General features: G+C 71.5%; 17 protein-coding genes. 6 read left to right on the plus strand and 11 right to left on the minus strand.

Translation table 11 applies throughout. From position 1 onward, the window contains the following. Positions 1 to 31: 31 nt before the first annotated feature. The 3 genes from LX16_RS11885 to LX16_RS11895 all read left to right on the plus strand — a co-directional run bounded on the left by LX16_RS11885 (position 32) and on the right by LX16_RS11895 (position 2,071). Positions 32 to 673 (plus strand): TetR/AcrR family transcriptional regulator, encoded by a 642-nt coding sequence (locus LX16_RS11885; protein ID WP_147138140.1) that lies wholly within the window; start codon positions 32 to 34, stop codon positions 671 to 673. Beyond that, positions 666 to 1,652: a glycoside hydrolase family 113 protein gene (locus LX16_RS11890; protein WP_147138143.1), complete on the plus strand. Its 987-nt coding sequence runs from the start codon at positions 666 to 668 to the stop codon at positions 1,650 to 1,652. Before LX16_RS11885 ends, LX16_RS11890 begins: the two co-directional genes overlap by 8 nt. A gap of 218 nt (positions 1,653 to 1,870) precedes the next feature. Continuing rightward, on the plus strand, positions 1,871 to 2,071 hold the full coding sequence (locus LX16_RS11895; RefSeq protein WP_147138146.1) for a hypothetical protein: 201 nt from the start codon (positions 1,871 to 1,873) through the stop codon (positions 2,069 to 2,071). Between the two features lie 132 nt (positions 2,072 to 2,203). On the opposite strand, the gene LX16_RS11900 is transcribed toward LX16_RS11895, so the two are convergent. After that, the gene (locus tag LX16_RS11900) at positions 2,204 to 3,478 is read right to left on the minus strand and encodes a hypothetical protein (protein ID WP_147138149.1); all 1,275 of its coding nucleotides are present in this window, start codon (positions 3,476 to 3,478) and stop codon (positions 2,204 to 2,206) included. Positions 3,479 to 3,665: 187 nt separating this feature from the next. Here LX16_RS11900 and LX16_RS11905 point away from each other — a divergent pair, with 187 nt between their 5' ends. After that, entirely contained in the window at positions 3,666 to 4,226 is a 561-nt protein-coding gene (locus LX16_RS11905) for a histidine phosphatase family protein (protein WP_147138152.1), read from the plus strand. A gap of 15 nt (positions 4,227 to 4,241) precedes the next feature. Here LX16_RS11905 and hutI read toward each other — a convergent pair whose 3' ends face one another. The 5 genes from hutI to LX16_RS11930 form a co-directional block, all read right to left on the minus strand. Beyond that, positions 4,242 to 5,396 carry an imidazolonepropionase gene (gene hutI, locus LX16_RS11910; RefSeq protein ID WP_147138155.1) on the minus strand — a complete coding sequence of 385 codons (1,155 nt, stop codon included), beginning with the start codon at positions 5,394 to 5,396 and terminating at the stop codon, positions 4,242 to 4,244. A gap of 119 nt (positions 5,397 to 5,515) precedes the next feature. Next, complete coding sequence (locus tag LX16_RS11915; RefSeq protein WP_147138159.1) at positions 5,516 to 5,713, minus strand: DUF6199 family natural product biosynthesis protein; 198 nt, start codon at positions 5,711 to 5,713, stop codon at positions 5,516 to 5,518. Between the two features lie 88 nt (positions 5,714 to 5,801). Next, positions 5,802 to 6,149 (minus strand): DUF6199 family natural product biosynthesis protein, encoded by a 348-nt coding sequence (locus LX16_RS11920; protein WP_147138162.1) that lies wholly within the window; start codon positions 6,147 to 6,149, stop codon positions 5,802 to 5,804. Positions 6,150 to 6,278: 129 nt separating this feature from the next. After that, positions 6,279 to 7,946 carry a urocanate hydratase gene (gene hutU, locus LX16_RS11925; protein ID WP_147138165.1) on the minus strand — a complete coding sequence of 556 codons (1,668 nt, stop codon included), beginning with the start codon at positions 7,944 to 7,946 and terminating at the stop codon, positions 6,279 to 6,281. A gap of 49 nt (positions 7,947 to 7,995) precedes the next feature. Further along, positions 7,996 to 8,577, minus strand: coding sequence for a TetR/AcrR family transcriptional regulator (locus LX16_RS11930; protein WP_147138168.1), 582 nt, complete (start codon positions 8,575 to 8,577; stop codon positions 7,996 to 7,998). A gap of 87 nt (positions 8,578 to 8,664) precedes the next feature. Between LX16_RS11930 and LX16_RS11935 the strand changes: the two genes are divergently transcribed. Continuing rightward, a complete protein-coding gene (locus tag LX16_RS11935) occupies positions 8,665 to 9,384 on the plus strand; it encodes an alpha/beta fold hydrolase (protein ID WP_211354472.1) in 720 nt (239 codons plus the stop codon). On the opposite strand, the gene hisC is transcribed toward LX16_RS11935, so the two are convergent. The 3 genes from hisC to hppD all read right to left on the minus strand — a co-directional run bounded on the left by hisC (position 9,353) and on the right by hppD (position 12,835). Then, complete coding sequence (hisC, locus tag LX16_RS11940; protein WP_147138178.1) at positions 9,353 to 10,432, minus strand: histidinol-phosphate transaminase; 1,080 nt, start codon at positions 10,430 to 10,432, stop codon at positions 9,353 to 9,355. The two genes, LX16_RS11935 and hisC, sit on opposite strands and share 32 nt — an antisense overlap. Then, entirely contained in the window at positions 10,410 to 11,201 is a 792-nt protein-coding gene (locus tag LX16_RS11945; protein WP_147138180.1) for an RDD family protein, read from the minus strand. The genes hisC and LX16_RS11945 overlap by 23 nt, the downstream gene beginning before the upstream one ends. A gap of 452 nt (positions 11,202 to 11,653) precedes the next feature. Further along, positions 11,654 to 12,835: a 4-hydroxyphenylpyruvate dioxygenase gene (hppD, locus tag LX16_RS11950; RefSeq protein ID WP_147138183.1), complete on the minus strand. Its 1,182-nt coding sequence runs from the start codon at positions 12,833 to 12,835 to the stop codon at positions 11,654 to 11,656. 156 nt (positions 12,836 to 12,991) lie between these two features. On the opposite strand from hppD, the gene LX16_RS11955 reads away from it, so the two are divergent. After that, complete coding sequence (locus LX16_RS11955) at positions 12,992 to 13,519, plus strand: Lrp/AsnC family transcriptional regulator (protein ID WP_147138186.1); 528 nt, start codon at positions 12,992 to 12,994, stop codon at positions 13,517 to 13,519. On the opposite strand, the gene LX16_RS11960 is transcribed toward LX16_RS11955, so the two are convergent. Continuing rightward, a complete protein-coding gene (locus tag LX16_RS11960; protein ID WP_147138190.1) occupies positions 13,491 to 14,558 on the minus strand; it encodes a tetratricopeptide repeat protein in 1,068 nt (355 codons plus the stop codon). The two genes, LX16_RS11955 and LX16_RS11960, sit on opposite strands and share 29 nt — an antisense overlap. Positions 14,559 to 14,574: 16 nt before the next feature. Beyond that, on the minus strand, positions 14,575 to 15,261 hold the full coding sequence (locus LX16_RS27105; RefSeq protein ID WP_211354596.1) for a tetratricopeptide repeat protein: 687 nt from the start codon (positions 15,259 to 15,261) through the stop codon (positions 14,575 to 14,577). Positions 15,262 to 15,296: the final 35 nt, after the last annotated feature.

The raw sequence follows: 15,296 nt of genomic DNA on the forward strand, positions 1-15,296 counted from the left end.
AAAATCAGGCCGGTCGGTCTAGAATCAGGCCATGCAGACTGAAAAGAGTGCGACCGGCCGACCGGAGGGTTCGTTCATCGAGCGGGCCCGGCGTGCCCAGATCACCGCCGCCGCGATCGAGGTGGTCGCCGAGTCCGGCTACGCCGGCGCGTCGCTGGCCCGGATCGCCGCCCACGCCGGCATCAGCAAGAGCGTCATCTCCTACCACTTCGCGGGCAAGGACGAACTGCTCACCGAGGTCGTCAACCAGGTCTTCCACGACACCTGGCGGCACGCCGAACCCCTGCTCGCCGCGCAACCCGACCAGGCGGGCCGTCTGCGGGTGTGGATCGAGGCGCAACTGTCCTACATGTCCGAGAACCGCGACCGGCTCCTCGCCCTTGGCGCGATCATGACCAACCACCTGGGCGCCGACGGCGGCGCCCGTTACGCCGACGAGATCAGGTCGGGTGTCACCTTCGTGGCAGACCTGATCCGCGACGGCCAGCGCGCCGGCGAGTTCCGCGACTGCGACCCCGTCGTGGCCGCGACGACCGTCAACCAGGCCGTGCAGGGCGCCCTCAACGCCTGGGTGCTCGATCCCGGCATCGACATCACGGCGTACAGCCGGGCACTCGTCGACCTCTTCGATCACGCCCTGCGGGTCCGGCCCGGCGGTGAGGAAGATGCCTGACCTCGACTGGTCCCACTGCGGCGTCAACTACGACACCGGAACCGCGTACGGCGGCGAACCGACCCGCCGCGACTGGGACCCCGGCCGGGTCGCCGCCGACATGACGCTCATCGCCACCGGACTCCACTGTGACAGCGTCTGCGTGTACGGCTCGGACGCCGACCGGCTGTCCGACGCCGCCGACGCCGCTGCCGACGCCGGACTCAAGGTGTGGATCCAACCCCGCGCGATCGAGGGCGACACGTCCGAGTCCTCGGCGCTGCTCGACCGGGCCGCCCGCGTCGCCGCCCGGCTCCGGAAGGCCGGTGTGAAGACCGTTCTCAACGTCGGTTGCGAGCTGAGCATCTTCGCGTCCGGGATCATGCCCGGTGAGGACTACGCGAGGCGCGCCGCGAAACTGTCCACTATGTGGTGGCTGCTGCCGTTGTACCACCGCCGCCTGAACCGGATGCTCGGTGAACTGGTGACCGTCGCCCGGCGGCGTTACGAGGGACCGTTGACCTACGGGGCCGCGCTGTGGGAACGGGTGGACTGGCGCCCCTTCGACATCGTCGGGCAGAACTACTACCGCCTGGCGTACAACGCGCGGAACTACCCGGCCCGGGTCGCGAGGTTCCACCGGTACGGGAAACCCGTCGTCATCACCGAGTTCGGGTGCTGCGCCTACGAGGGCGCCGACCGGCTCGGGCCGTCGGGCCACGAGATCATCGACTTCACCGTCCGTCCGCCACGATTGCGGAACGCCCCGGTCCGTAGCGAGGCCACCCAGGCCCGTTACATCGGTGAGCTCCTGGAGGTGTACCGCCGGACGGGCATGGCCGGCGCGTTCGTCTTCGAGTTCGTCGCCGAGGCGCACCCGCACACCGAGGACCCGCGGACCGACGTCGACATGGCCGGGTACGGTCTCGTCCTGCCGCACGACCGGACACCGAAACAGGCGTTCCACACCGTCGCGGAGTTCTACCGTCGCGGCTCCTGACGGCCCGGCGGGAACGGGTTGCACGGCTTTTCTGCTGGATCCCTTGCGTCGCACGGGTGCCGGCTTCGGAACCGTGCGCTGTCCGGCCGCTTGGCCGTTACCGTCCGCGGTGGGTGGACACCGTCGAGATCCGACGCGTGATCCCGCCGTGTTCCGTGCCGGTCGAAGCCGGAGAACGGGTGCGACGGCCACCCGGAAACCGAGAGGAAGGTACCGAGATGCGGCGAATCATCGAACGGATCGGCGACGGACTGCTGAAGCGGGTCCTGCCGGACGCCCGCGCGACCGCCCAGACCTGTCGTCCGATACGCGGATACTGTGTGAGTCCGTCCAACGCCTGTCCCTGCCATTCTTGCCTGATGGAGTGCTGGGACTGCGCCGGTCACACGACCTGCAGCGCGCGGGGTGCCTGCTGCTAGCCGGACCTTACACGACCGGTCGGGCGTCGCCGCCTCACGCGATCTTCGCGGCGGAGGGCGACACCCGGCCGGCGGGTCACCGGGCGCGCGTGCGGTTCGGCACCTAGTTCATCCGAAGTGGCTGCCCGGCCGTCACCGGTCCCCGTAGTAGCGGTCCATATAGGATCCGGCGCCTCGCGACTCCTCGCTCCACCGCCGCCCGGGTTCCGCCTCGGAGTCGGCGATGGCCCGCCGGGGCGGTTCGTCCCGGTACCGCGACCCCCGCTGGTCCTCCCAGCCGTCCTCGGGCACGGAACGGCTCTCCCGCATCCCCATCCGCAGCTCGGCGGACCGCTCCTCGGTCCGCCACCCGCCGTGGCCGCCGGTCTCCCGTGGCCCGCCGCCCCAGTCGTCGTCGTGCTGTCGTGACCGGTCACGTTGCCGGGGAAGCGGTTGTCCGGCACCGGAGTCCCGGTACCAGTCGTCCTCGTGGCCGGGTTCGGGGGCCAGCCCCGACAGCAGCGAATCGGCCTGCGCGTCGTCGTCGGGTCCGCCGGGCTCTCGGCCGCCCATCTTGGGGAGCTTGAACCTGGAGAACTTCTCCGAGATGCCGGACCGCACCGGGCGTCCCTGGTAGACACCGGGTTCCTCGGCGGGGTGGGGTGGTTCGTATCCCGGATCGAGCGGGCGCATCGTGGTCGTCTCGCGCCGTGTCACCGACACCGACTCGGTCACCCGCACCATCTCGCCGGTCTCCTCCAACGCCGCCTGTCTGCGGCGCTGTTGTTCGGCCGGAGACGGCGGCCGGTAGTCCTCGGACCGGCGCGGCGGAGGCGGCGGCTCGTGGTGCGGTTCCCGGTACGGGTCCCGTTCCGGACGCCGTGGCGGGTCGGTGTGCTGCTCGCGGTGGGGTTCCCGTTCGGGACGTCGCGGCGGCGGGTCGTAGGGGTCCGGCCGGTGATGGTGCCCGGCGGGTTCCGGTTCGGGGCGCCGGCGTCCACCGGTGGCCGGTTCGGCGTGCGGGTCCGGATACCGGTCCATCGGCGGCTGCGGCCGGTGGGGCACCGGCCGTGGCTCGGGTTCCCGCCTCCGCTGCGGCGGCACCCGGCCGGACTCGGCGGCGATCTGGCGCAGTTGACCACGCAGCTGCGCGAGCGCCTCGTGGGTCTGCTCCTCCAGGTCGGCCATGGCGTCGGACAGGTCGGCGGCCACCGACTCGGGATCCCGGCGCCACGTGACCGAAAGGCCGATCAGCACCACCGAACCGAGTCCGAGGACCAGGGCCATCCTGGTGGTCCCCTCACCACTGCCCACGAGCAGCAGCAGGGCCGCCAGCGGCGCCAGCGCCACCCCGCACCAGAACAGGACGGTCAACGTCCTGGTCGTACGCCAGAACGGGGTGCTCGTGGTGTTGCCCTGCCTCGACATATCGCCATACGTTACTACCGAACCATTTCGGGCGAAACAACCGACGCCGATCGTCGGCGGCGGGTTCGGTCCGGTGTGCACCTCGGCGGCCGGAACCCGGCCCCGCACCGGACCGTGCGGTGGACGCGACCGGCCACCCGCCTGGGTAGGGTGTGTGCCCGGACGGCACCGGAGAGAGGCGGCGGGCATGGCGGTCGAGTTGACCTACGAGACGCACTCGGTGACCGAGGACAACGAGAACGGCATCGCGACCGGATGGCTTCCCGGCCGGCTGTCGGAACGCGGCCGCGCGCTCGCCGTGGAACTGGGCGAACGGTACCGGGACGCCGGGCTCGACGCCGTCTACACCTCCGACCTGCACCGGGCGGTGGAGACGGCGCGGCTGGCCTTCCCCGACACGGACCTTCCCGTGCACCGCGACGCCCGGCTCCGCGAGTGCGACTACGGCGACCTCAACGGCGCACCGGTCACCGCGCTCGCGGCCGTACGGTCGGCACACGTCGACCGGCCCTTCCCCGGCGGCGGCCAGAGCTACCGGGAGGTCGTCGACGCCACCCGCGAACTGCTGCGGGAGATCGCCCGCGACCACGACGGCGGCCGGGTCCTCGTCATCGCCCACTCCGCCAACCGGTGGGCGTTGCAGGCGTTGCTCACCGGTGCGCGTCTGGAGGAACTGGTCGACGCGCCCTTCCGGTGGCGGCCGGGCTGGCGGTACCGGTTCACCGCCGACTCGCTCGACGCCCGGTGACCCCGCCCGGCGCCGTCACGCCGGTGGGATGACCGGTTCGCCGCCCGCCAGGACCGCGCGGACCAGCGGCACCCCCGGCCGGTACGCCAGATGGAGGTGGCTCGGCGCGTCCAACACGACGAGGTCGGCGCGTTTCCCGACCGCCACGGTGCCGACGTCGTCGCGCCGCAGCGCACGCGCGCCGCCCGCGGTCGCCGACCAGACCGCCTGTTCCACCGTCATGCCCATCTCCCGCACCGCGAGCGCGATCATCAGGGGCATGCTGGAGGAGAAGCACGAACCGGGGTTGCAGTCGCTCGCCAACGCGACCGTCACGCCCGCCTCGATGAGGCGCGCGGCGTCCGGATACGGGGACCGGGTCGAGAACTCCACACCCGGAAGCAGTGTCGCCACGGTGTCACCGCCCGCCAGAGCGTCCACATCGGAGTCCGAAAGGTACGTGCAGTGGTCGACCGAGGCCGCGCCCAGCTCCACCGCCAGCGCCACCCCCGGCCCGTGACCGAGCTGGTTGCCGTGGACCCGCAGGCCCAGCCCCGCCGAGGCGGCGGCGGTCAGGACGGTGCGCGCCTGGTCGGCGTCGAACGCGCCGCGTTCGCAGAAGACGTCCGCCCACCGCGCGTACGGCGCGCACGCCTCCAGCATCGGCCCGGCCGCCAACGCGGTGTACTCGTCGGCGTCCGCACCCGGCGGCACGACGTGCGCGCCGAGGTAGGTGGTCTCGCCCGTGAACCCGCGCGCGATCCGCAGCGCCCGCGCCTCGTCCTCGACGGTGAGCCCGTACCCGCTCTTGATCTCGACGGTCGTGGTGCCCTGTGCCGTCATCTGGCCGAGCAGATGCCGTACGTTCGCCGCCAACGCCTCGTCCGTCGCGCGCCGGGTGGCGGCCACCGTGGTCGCGATGCCGCCCGCCGAATAGGGCCGGCCCGCCATCCGCGCCGCGAACTCCGCCGACCGGTCACCCGCGAACACCACGTGGGAGTGGCTGTCGACGAAACCGGGCAGCACCGCCCGTCCCGCCACGTCCCAGCGGTCGTCGGCGGCCGGCGCCTCGGCGGCGGGACCGATCCACTCCACCGTCGTGCCGGACACCACCACGGCGGCGTCGGTCAACACGGTGAAATCGGTGTCGCAGCAGGCGAGTTCACCGATGTTGTCGATAAGCAGGCTCACGTCGTTCCCCTGTCGGTTGCCGGATCGGCCCCACGGTAACCCGGCGGGGTGTCACGGCGGACGCACCCGGCCCGCCTTCCGGCGTACGGCCGTCGGTCGGTGAGGTGCCGCCGCCCGGTTCAGGCCGAAAGCAGGACGATGCCGACGACGCACATGACCACGAGCAGCGCCGACGCGATACGCAGCCCGAGGTATCCGGCGCGGCCGGGCTCCTCGGCCTCGGGGTGGCGGTAACGCCACGCCCCCACCGCCCACCACGCGGAGCGTGGCGCGACGACGGCCCAGGTCGCGAACAGGGCGGAGGCCCCGAGGATCATGACGCCGCAACCCATGGCGGTCGGCCTCCCGTCGGGCGTGAGAGGGGTGATTCACCCGAGGATAGGGCCGGGGCGCAACCGTGGCCGGTCAGCCGGTGGAGTCCGGGGCGGGACTCAGGTCCTCGCACCACTGCTCGGGAGTCAACAGGCCCTCGTCGTCGTCGTTCTGGGCCAGGCACTCCTCGTAGGTCTCCCGTTCCCGCTCGGCGGCCACGTCGTCCTCGATGGACAACAGGAAGACGCCGAACCCGACCATGATGAGCGCGCCGATCGCCGCCGACACCCGCTGGACGGCGTATCCGGCCTCGCTGGGCTCGTTGGCCTCGGGGTTCCTGTACTGCCACGCGGCGGTGGTCCGCCACATGCCCTTGGGGGAGATCGCGATCCACAATGGGATGAGCGCGGCGACGAACAGGATCACGGCGAGCCAGGTCATGGGGTATCGGTGACCTTTCAGCAGAGGTGCGGCCGGCGGGGAGTCGCGGTGTGCCGTGGCCGGCCCGCCGCCGTATACCCGCAGCATAGCCGCTGCGGACACCCGGCGGCGGGCGTCGCGATCAGGCGGTCAGCCCTCACCGCGCATCGGCACGGTGACGCCGCGTTCCTCCGCGACTTGTTCGGCGCGCTCGTAACCGGCGTCGACGTGGCGCATGACCCCGGTGCCGGGGTCGTTGGTGAGTACCCGGGCGATCTTCTGCGCCGCCAGCGCGGTCCCGTCGGCGACGGTGACCTGTCCGGCGTGGATCGACCTGCCCATTCCGACGCCGCCGCCGTGGTGGATGGACACCCAGGTGGCGCCGGAGGCGACGTTGAGCATGCCGTTGAGCAGCGGCCAGTCGGCGATCGCGTCGGAGCCGTCCCTCATCGCCTCGGTCTCCCGGTACGGGGAGGCTACACTGCCGCAGTCGAGGTGGTCACGGCCGATGACGATCGGGGCCTTCAGGGTGCCGTCGGCGACCATCTCGTTGAACCGTTCGCCCGCCTTGTCACGTTCGCCGTAGCCGAGCCAGCAGATCCGCGCGGGAAGCCCCTGGAAGGCGACGCGTTCACCGGCCATCCGCATCCAGCGCGCCAGGGTCTCGTTCTCCGGGAACAGTTCCAGGATCGCCCGGTCGGTGGCCGCGATGTCGGCCGGGTCGCCGGACAGCGCCGCCCACCGGAACGGTCCCTTCCCCTCACAGAACAGCGGCCGGATGTAGGCGGGGACGAAGCCGGGGAAGTCGAAGGCGCGTTCGTACCCGCCGAGCCGGGCCTCGCCGCGGATCGAGTTGCCGTAGTCGAACACGACCGCGCCCGCGTCGGCGAACTCGACCATCGCCCGGACGTGCGCGGCCATCGACGCCCGGGAACGGTCGGTGAACTCCTCGGGCTTCTTGGCCGCGTAGTCGGGTGCGTCGCCGAGGTCGACGCCCTCGGGGATGTACGACAGCGGGTCGTGGGCGGAGGTCTGGTCGGTGACGATGTCCACCGGGACGCCCCGGCGCCGCAGTTCCGGCACCATGACCGCCGCGTTGCCGACCACGCCGATCGACACGGCCCGCTTCGCGGTGCGGGCCTCGGTGGCCAGCGCCACCGCCTCGTCGAGGTCGCCGGCGATCGTGTCGAGGTACCGGGTGTCGACGCGGCGGCGCAACCGGACCGGGTCGACGTCGATGATCAGGCAGACGCCGCCGTTCATGGTGACCGCCAGCGGTTGCGCCCCGCCCATGCCGCCGCAGCCGGCGGTGAGGGTGAGGGTGCCGGCGAGGGTGCCGCCGAAGTGTTTCTCGGCGACGGCGGCGAAGGTCTCGTAGGTGCCCTGGAGGATCCCCTGCGTGCCGATGTAGATCCAGGACCCGGCGGTCATCTGGCCGTACATGGTGAGGCCGAGTGCCTCCAGCCGCCGGAACTCCGGCCAGGTCGCCCAGTCGCCCACCAGGTTGGAGTTGGCCAGCAGCACGCGCGGCGCCCACTCGTGGGTGGTGAACACGCCGACGGGTTTGCCGCTCTGCACCAGCAGGGTCTCGTCGCCGCGCAGTTCCCGCAGGGTCCGCAGGATGGCGTCGTAGCTGCGCCAGTCGCGGGCGGCCTTGCCGGTGCCGCCGTAGACCACGAGGTCGTCGGGGTTCTCGGCGACGTCGGGGTCGAGGTTGTTCTGAAGCATCCGGTAGGGCGCTTCGATCTGCCAGTCGGCGCAGGACAGGGTACTGCCGCGCGGCGCCGTGACCCGGCGTGGTCCGGAAGTGTCGATCATGCGCCGAGAGTAGCGAAGCGGTCCGGGCGGGGTCGTGGCAAACCGGTGGTCACGGGGTGGGGAGGCCGTCGACCAGCAGTCCCACGACGGTCTCGTCGAAGTGCGCGTCGGTGTCGCCGCCCCGGAACATCACCCGCAACCACACGGCGCCCAGCAGCATGTCGACGACGGCGGTGCGGTCCAGGTCTGCGGTGATCTCGCCGCGTGCCACCGCGCGGTCGAAGATCGACTGTTCGCGGTCGAGGCGGTCGGCGAGCAGGTTCCGCACCAGGTGGGTCAGGCCGGGCCGGCTCGCGGCGGCGGCGAAGGCCGCGGCGACGGCGCCGGCGGAGTCGGGGCCGGTCAGCAGGCCGCGGACGTAGCCGGTCAGGGCGGTCAGGTCGCCGCGGAGGGACCCGGTGTCGGGTGGGGTGAAGCGGAACAGGGCCGAGCGGTCGAGCGCGTCGGCGAGGAGCGCGTCCTTGGTGTCCCACCAGCGGTACAGGGTGGTCTTGTTGACCCCGGAGGCCGCGGCGATGCCCTCGACGGTCAGGCCGTCGTAGCCGTGTGCGGCCAGCAGCCGCAACGTGGTGTCGAAGATGTGCGCGGCCTTGCGGGGGCCGTCCCCGGGGCGCCGGGCGGCGGAGGTCATGCCGGAATGCTACGCGACGTCGCGTGGCGCGGCGCGCGTGCTAGCCTCGAATACAACGCAACGTTGCGTTGCATTCGAGGAGGTGTCGTGAACGTACCCGTCGTCTTCATACCGGGAATCCGAGTCACGGGAAGCATGTGGCGGCCGCAACGCGACGCCCTCGGCGCGCGACGGGCCGTGACCGCCGTCGACCTCCCCGGCCACGGCGTCCACCGGGACCGGGAGTTCACCATGGCCGAGGCGGTCCGCGTCGTGATCGACGCCGTCGACCGGCTCGACCGCGGCCCCGCCCTGCTCGCCGGGGCCTCACTGGGCGGATACGTCGCCTTCGCGGCGGCGGCGTCCCGCCCCGAACGGGTCGCCGGAGTGGTGGCGGTCGGCAGCACCGCCCTGGTCACCCCGGCGCGGATCCGGCCCTACCGGCTGATGGCGGCACTGTCCGGCCGCACCGGTGACGCCGTGCAACGACTACTACTGCGCCTGGCGCTGGGAACCCGCGCCGCCGCCGACCTCACCGCGGGCGGCCTCCACACCTCGGTCGTCCCGGAGGTCCTGGCCGCCATGAGCCGCCACGACCCGCTCGCCGACCTCGCCGCCTACCCGGGCCCGGTCTGGCTCGCCAACGGCACCCGCGACCACTTCCGGGTCGACGAAAACCGGTTCCTGGCCGCCTGCCGCGACGGCCGGTCGCACCCGATCCCGCGTGCCGGGCACCTGGCGGGCCTCACCCGGCCCGGCGAGGTCACCCGGCTCATCGAGGCGGCCGCAGAGGAGGTCAGTCGAAGAAGGCCGTCGCCACCTCGATGAACCGGTCGTTCTGCTCGGTGGTGCCGAACGAGGCACGCACGCCGTCGCCCGCGAACGGCCGCACGATCACCCCGTGCGACTCGCAGTGACGCGCGAACGGGACCGCGGCCTCCCCGATCGGCAACCACACGAAGTTGGCCTGGCTGTCCGGCGCGTCGGGGACGAACTTGCGCAGCGCGGGCACCACCCGATCCCGCTCCGCGACGACGGCCGCGGCCCGGCGGCGCATCTCACCGTCGGCGGCGAGGGCCGCCACGGCCGCGGACTGGGCCAGCGCGTTGGTCGAGAACGGGGTGACGATCTTGCGCACGGTCTCGGCCACCGGCGCCGACGCCACCAGGTAGCCGGCGCGCAGCCCGGCCAGTCCCCACGCCTTGGAGAACGTCCGCAGCACCACCACGTTCGGGTGGTCGCCGAACTCCACCAGGCCGTCGCACACCTCGGGGTCGGTGATGAACTCCAGGTACGCCTCGTCGAGGACCACCAGCACGTCCTGCGGCACCCGGTCGAGGAAGCGGCCCAGCGCTGCGCGGTCCACAGTGGTGCCCGTCGGGTTGTTCGGGTTGCACACCAACACCAGGCGGGTCGCCGGGGTGATCGCCGCCAGCATGGCGTCGAGGTCGTGGCCGTGCCCGGCCGTGTTCGGCACCTGGACGCTCGTCGCCCCGGCACCGGCCACCACGATCGGGTAGGCCTCGAACGACCGCCACGAGTACACGACCTCCGCCCCCGGCAGACAGGTCGCCTTCACCAGGTGCTCCAGCAACGCGACCGAGCCGCAGCCGGTGGCGATCCGCTCGACCGGTACGCCGAGCCGTTCCGCCAGCGCGTGACGCAGCCCCTGCACCGCCATGTCCGGGTACCGGTGGACCTGCGTCGCGGCGAGCGCCACCGCTTCCGTGACCCCCGGCAGCGGCCCGTACGGGACCTCGTTGCTGGCGAGCTTGATCGCCTCGGGCAGTCCCAGATCCCTCGCGAGGTCGGCGGGATTCCGGCCCGGAACGTACGAGGGCAGGGCCTCCAGGTCAGTGCGGGTCAGTTGCGACATCGGCGTCTCCTTCGACGTGCGGGGCGGTGGGCTTGACGATGACCATGGTCATGGCGGACTTGTCGTGAAGGCATTGACGGAACGGGCGGTCGTGCAGGCACCACACTCCGTCTACGATGGACAGGATCACTCCGAACGGGAAACACAGCACCGGAAGCAGCAGCAGCGACCAACGGGAGATGACCATCCCGTAACGCAGCTTCGGGAACGGGATCGAGGCCACCTGAATGCCCATGATCCGTTTACCGAGGGTCTGGCCGCTGCTCACGGTGCTCGGCACCTCGTACAGGAACCACAGCAGCACCCCGATCGCCATGATCGTCCACTGCAACCGGGTCGCCTGGTCCGAGATCACCAGGTCGGCGGGATCGATCGTCGGATCGGAGAGGATGCTGCGCACCACCGGCATCATCTCCTGGACGTACTGGTACACGAACCAGCCGTTGACCACGACGTTCAACAACAGCACCGCCACCACGTCGATCAACCGCGCGACCAGGCGCAGCCCGGGCTCCGCCGGCCGACGGCCCGCCATGAGCTCGGCGACCTGCGCCTCACTCAGCCGGACACCCGGTGGCGGCGGGGTCGGCGGGGACTTCCGCGCCGGTTCGGGAGCCGGTGGCGGGGCGGGCGCGGGCAGCGGTTCGGGCCGCTCGGGCGGCACCTCGTCGAGACCGACCGGTTTCCCGATCCACTCCTCGCCGTCCCAGTAGCGCTGTGTGTCAGGTGCGGCCGGATCGCGATACCAGCCTGGCTCGATATTGGTCATCGGGGTGATTCTGACAGGTCGTCCTGTGGGCGGCGGTCGCCGCGCGTGCCGGTGTGGCCGGTCCCGCCGTGGCGGCGGGCGGAGTGCGGTGCGGGTGACCTCCGTCCAGTCACCCGCACCACGCCCCACCCTTCCCCGGCTTGGTTGGCCGTACGACGATCGATATGCCTCGAATCGTACGTGATGTCCGATTTTTCGCCGTCATATGACCAACCAAGCCAGACGTATGACCAACCAAGCCGCAAGTGCGGTGTCTTCGGAGCGCGAGGGGGGCTGCGCCACCCTCGCGCTCCCCCGCGGTGGGGTCGGCGGGTGCTGGAGGGTCACAGGTTGCCGCGGCGGGCCTGTTCCTTCTCCAACGCCTCGAACAACGCCTTGCGGTGCCTTTGGAGGGCGAGGGGGCTGCGCCACCCTCGCGCTCCCCCGCGGTGGGGTCGGCGGGTGCTGGAGGGTCACAGGTTGCCGCGGCGGGCCTGTTCCTTCTCCAACGCCTCGAACAACGCCTTGAAGTTGCCCTTGCCGAAGCTGAGGGAACCGTGGCGTTCGATCAACTCGTAGAAGAGGGTCGGGCGGTCCTGCTGGGGCTTGGTGAAGATCTGCAGCATGTAGCCGTCCTCGTCGCGGTCGACCAGGATGGACCGCTTCTGCAGCTCCTCGATCGGGACGCGGACGGTGCCGATGCGCTCGCGCAGTTCCGGGTCCTCGTAGTAGGAGTCGGGCGCCTCCAGGAACTCGACGCCCTGGGCGCGCATGGCGTCCACGGCGGCGATGATGTCGTTGGTGGCCAGCGCCATGTGCTGCACGCCCGGACCGTCGTAGAACTCCAGGTACTCGTCGATCTGGGACTTCTTCTTGCCCTCGGCGGGCTCGTTGATCGGGAACTTCACCTTGCGGGTGCCGTTGGCGACCACCTTGGACATCAGCGCGGAGTACTCGGTGGCGATCGCGTCGTCGACGAACTCGACGATGTTGGTGAAGCCCATGACCTTCTGGTAGAACTCGACCCAGTCGAGCATCTTGCCCTCTTCGACGTTGCCGACCACGTGGTCCAACGCCTGGAAGAACCGCTTCGGCTGCGCACCGGAGGCGATCAGGGCGCTGCGGTCCACGATCGGTTCGGCGGCGACGAAACCGGGCAGGAACGGCCCGTCGTACCGGGAACGGTCGATCAGGACGTTGCGCGTCTCGCCGTAGGTGGCGATCGCGGCGATCCGGACGGTGCCGTGCTCGTCGGTCAGGTCGTGCGGCTCCACGAGCCCGGTCGCGCCCTGCTTCACGGCGTAGGCGTAGTTGTCGTCGACGTTCGGCACCTCGAGCGCCACCTCGATGACACCGTCCCCGTGCTTCGCGTAGTGCCTGGTGGCGGCGGAGTCGGCGGTGACGCCGCCGGCCAGCACGAACACCACGCCGCCGGACTTCAGCACGTACTCGGCGTGCTCACGGTGACCCTGTTCCGGTCCGCGATAGGCGATCAGCGTCATCCCGAAGGCGGTCGAGTAGTAGTGCGCCGCCTGCTTCGCGTTGCCGACGTAGAACCGGATGTGGTCCCAACCCTTGATCGGGAAGTCGTCCTCGGTGATGTCGTGCTCCACCGCACCCACCAACTGGGCTTCCGGGGTGACGAGGTCGGTCATGATCGCCTCCTTGCGCGCGCCTGGCCTGTCCGCCGCGGCGGTGGCCGCGGCGCTTTCCGCGATGATCGATCATGCGATCCGACTAGGCAAGTCTTGCAGTGAATGCTACGCATTCTGCCCGGATACGTGAGCTGTTCCGGTATTAGACTGGACAACATGACCAGTGAAGGCGGCGTGGACTCCCTGGACGCCAGGCTCATCGCGTTGTTGGCGGCCGAGCCGCGCATCGGCGTGCTGGAATGCGCCCGGCGGCTCTCGGTGGCACGCGGGACGGTCCAGGCGAGGCTCGACAAGCTGTCGGCGCGCGGCGTCATCCGGGACTTCGGCCCCCGCATCGACCCCGCCGCCCTCGGCTACACCGTGACCGCGTTCATGACCCTGGAGATCGCGCAGGTCCACGGGCACCAACCGGTCGCGGCGCACCTCACCGCGATCCCGGAGGTGCTGGAGGCGCACACCGTCACCGGTTCCGCCGACCTGATGTGCCGGATCGTGGCGCGCAGCAACGCCGACCTGCAACGGGTCATCGACCAGATCGTCGCCTCCGACGGCGTGGTTCGGGCGTCCTCGGTCATCGCGCTGGCCGAGCAGGTGCCGTACCGGACGCTGCCGCTGGTGCGGGCCGCCGCCGCGAAGGGCGTGACCCGACAGCCTCCTACAGGCGGTCAAGCCGGAACGAGCTGACCATAAAGGACACCAGCAGTAGCGGGAGGCCCACGGCGGCCAACGGGAACGCCGCCACCGTCGGCGCGGCGACGCCCAGCAGCACGGTCGCCGCCACCCCCGCCAGCCGCAGCCGGGTCTGCCAGGGCCGCAACCCGGTCCGGGCGATACCGCCCCACAACGAGCCCGGCACCACCTGCCGGAACGCCCGTACGTGCAGGACGGCGGGTATCGCCACGCCCACGGCGACCACCACCGCCACCGGCAGGTGCCACCAGTGGTGGAACCGCCCCACGTCACCGAGCATGTGGGTGAACAGCACGACCGAGCAGAGCAGTCCCAGCAGCGCGGTGCCGAGTGCCAGCCGCCAGGTCCAGCTCACCAGCAGGAAGGTGATGAGCCGGACGCGATGTGCGGCGGAGGCGTCGCCGGGGTCGATGCGGACCGCGGTGGCGAAGCCGGCCAGCGCGGCCAGCCTGCCGCGCAGTCCGCCCCGGTGGAGCCGGACGACCGCGAGTTCCCGGTGCAACGGGGCCGACTGCGGGTCGAGCCGCAGGCCCTCCGAATACGCCGCCTCGGCGTCGGCCATCCGGTCCTGTGCGCCCGCTACGAGGCCCTGTGTGAGCCGGAAGCCGGCCTGCGTCGGTGCCAGCCGGACGGCCTCGTCGGCCGCGTCACGGGCGGCGGGCAGCATGTCTTGGAGTTGGGCGAGCAACGCGGCGAGGAGTTCGAACGCCGCCCCGTTGGCCGGATCGAGCCGGATCGCCGCGTGGGTGACCTCGACGGCGTCGTGATACCGGTCGAGCCGGCCGAGGATGCGGGCGTGCCTGAGCAGGTAGGGCGCGGATTCGGGCGAGAGCCGGACCGCGGTCTCGGCGGCGGTCAGGGCAGTGGCGTCGTTCTCCGCGCGCAGATGGGCCCCCGCGAGCAGGTACCACGCGGTCGCGTTCTCGGGATCGCCCGCGATGGTCTTCACCAGTTCGGCGATCGCGTCGGTGGTACGGCCGACGTCGAGGAGCAGTTCCGCCTTGGCGAGTCCACGCGAGGTGTCGAAGGACATCGGCGCTCCCGGCCGGTCAGCCGAGCCCGCCGGAGCGGGGCCTTCGCGCGACGAGGAACAGCACGCCCATCGCCAGGCCCGCGAACGGCGCCACCGGGAAGAACGTGACCGCCGGGGTGACGACACCGCCGGCGACGGCCACGGCCAGCCCCGCCGAGCGGACCCGGGTCCGCCACGGCCGCAAGCCGATCCGGGCGATCCCCGGCCGCAACGTACCGGGAATCCGCCGCAGCAGCGTCACGGCGACCGCCACGCCGGGAACCGCCGTCACCGCCACCGCGACCGCGATCGCCGCCCAGTGCCCCGCCGTGTAGGCCGGGTCGGAGCCGGTCAGGACGAACCGGTCGACGAGGGTTCCCGTCACCATGCCGCACACCAGGGTGCCCAGGGCGAGGAGCCAGCCCTTCGTCACCAGCCGGTACACCGCGTCGGCCAGGTTCGGTACCGCGAGGCGGAATCCCGGGTCGGCCCGTACCGCGTCGGCGAACCCGGTCACCGCCGCGACGGTCTGCCTCGCGGCACCGAGCCGCAGCCTCGCGAGCGCGAGATTGCGGTGCAGTTCCGCCGACTGGGGATTCCACCGCAACGCCTCCTGGAACGCGGTCACGGCGATCGCCGCGTCGCCCTGTTCCAGTGCCACGACCCCGTGGATCAGGTGGTTGGTGGACTTCTGCGGTCCGAGCCGGACCGCGTGTTCGGCCATCGTCCGGGCCGTGGGGAGCGCCCGGGGGTCGCGGC

Source organism: Stackebrandtia albiflava (assembly GCF_007994225.1).
GTDB classification, from domain to species: Bacteria; Actinomycetota; Actinomycetes; order Mycobacteriales; family Micromonosporaceae; genus Stackebrandtia; species Stackebrandtia albiflava.

Coding starts and splice junctions, on each gene's coding strand:
- LX16_RS11885 (WP_147138140.1), top strand. CDS start 32: ATGCAGACTGAAAAGAGTGCGACCGGCCGACCGGAGGGTTCGTTCATC.
- LX16_RS11890 (WP_147138143.1), top strand. CDS start 666: ATGCCTGACCTCGACTGGTCCCACTGCGGCGTCAACTACGACACCGGA.
- LX16_RS11895 (WP_147138146.1), top strand. CDS start 1,871: ATGCGGCGAATCATCGAACGGATCGGCGACGGACTGCTGAAGCGGGTC.
- LX16_RS11900 (WP_147138149.1), bottom strand. CDS start 3,478: ATGTCGAGGCAGGGCAACACCACGAGCACCCCGTTCTGGCGTACGACC.
- LX16_RS11905 (WP_147138152.1), top strand. CDS start 3,666: ATGGCGGTCGAGTTGACCTACGAGACGCACTCGGTGACCGAGGACAAC.
- LX16_RS11915 (WP_147138159.1), bottom strand. CDS start 5,713: ATGATCCTCGGGGCCTCCGCCCTGTTCGCGACCTGGGCCGTCGTCGCG.
- LX16_RS11920 (WP_147138162.1), bottom strand. CDS start 6,149: ATGACCTGGCTCGCCGTGATCCTGTTCGTCGCCGCGCTCATCCCATTG.
- hutU (WP_147138165.1), bottom strand. CDS start 7,946: ATGATCGACACTTCCGGACCACGCCGGGTCACGGCGCCGCGCGGCAGT.
- LX16_RS11930 (WP_147138168.1), bottom strand. CDS start 8,577: ATGACCTCCGCCGCCCGGCGCCCCGGGGACGGCCCCCGCAAGGCCGCG.
- hisC (WP_147138178.1), bottom strand. CDS start 10,432: ATGTCGCAACTGACCCGCACTGACCTGGAGGCCCTGCCCTCGTACGTT.
- LX16_RS11945 (WP_147138180.1), bottom strand. CDS start 11,201: ATGACCAATATCGAGCCAGGCTGGTATCGCGATCCGGCCGCACCTGAC.
- hppD (WP_147138183.1), bottom strand. CDS start 12,835: ATGACCGACCTCGTCACCCCGGAAGCCCAGTTGGTGGGTGCGGTGGAG.
- LX16_RS11955 (WP_147138186.1), top strand. CDS start 12,992: ATGACCAGTGAAGGCGGCGTGGACTCCCTGGACGCCAGGCTCATCGCG.
- LX16_RS11960 (WP_147138190.1), bottom strand. CDS start 14,558: ATGTCCTTCGACACCTCGCGTGGACTCGCCAAGGCGGAACTGCTCCTC.
- LX16_RS27105 (WP_211354596.1), bottom strand. CDS start 15,261: ATGGCCGAACACGCGGTCCGGCTCGGACCGCAGAAGTCCACCAACCAC.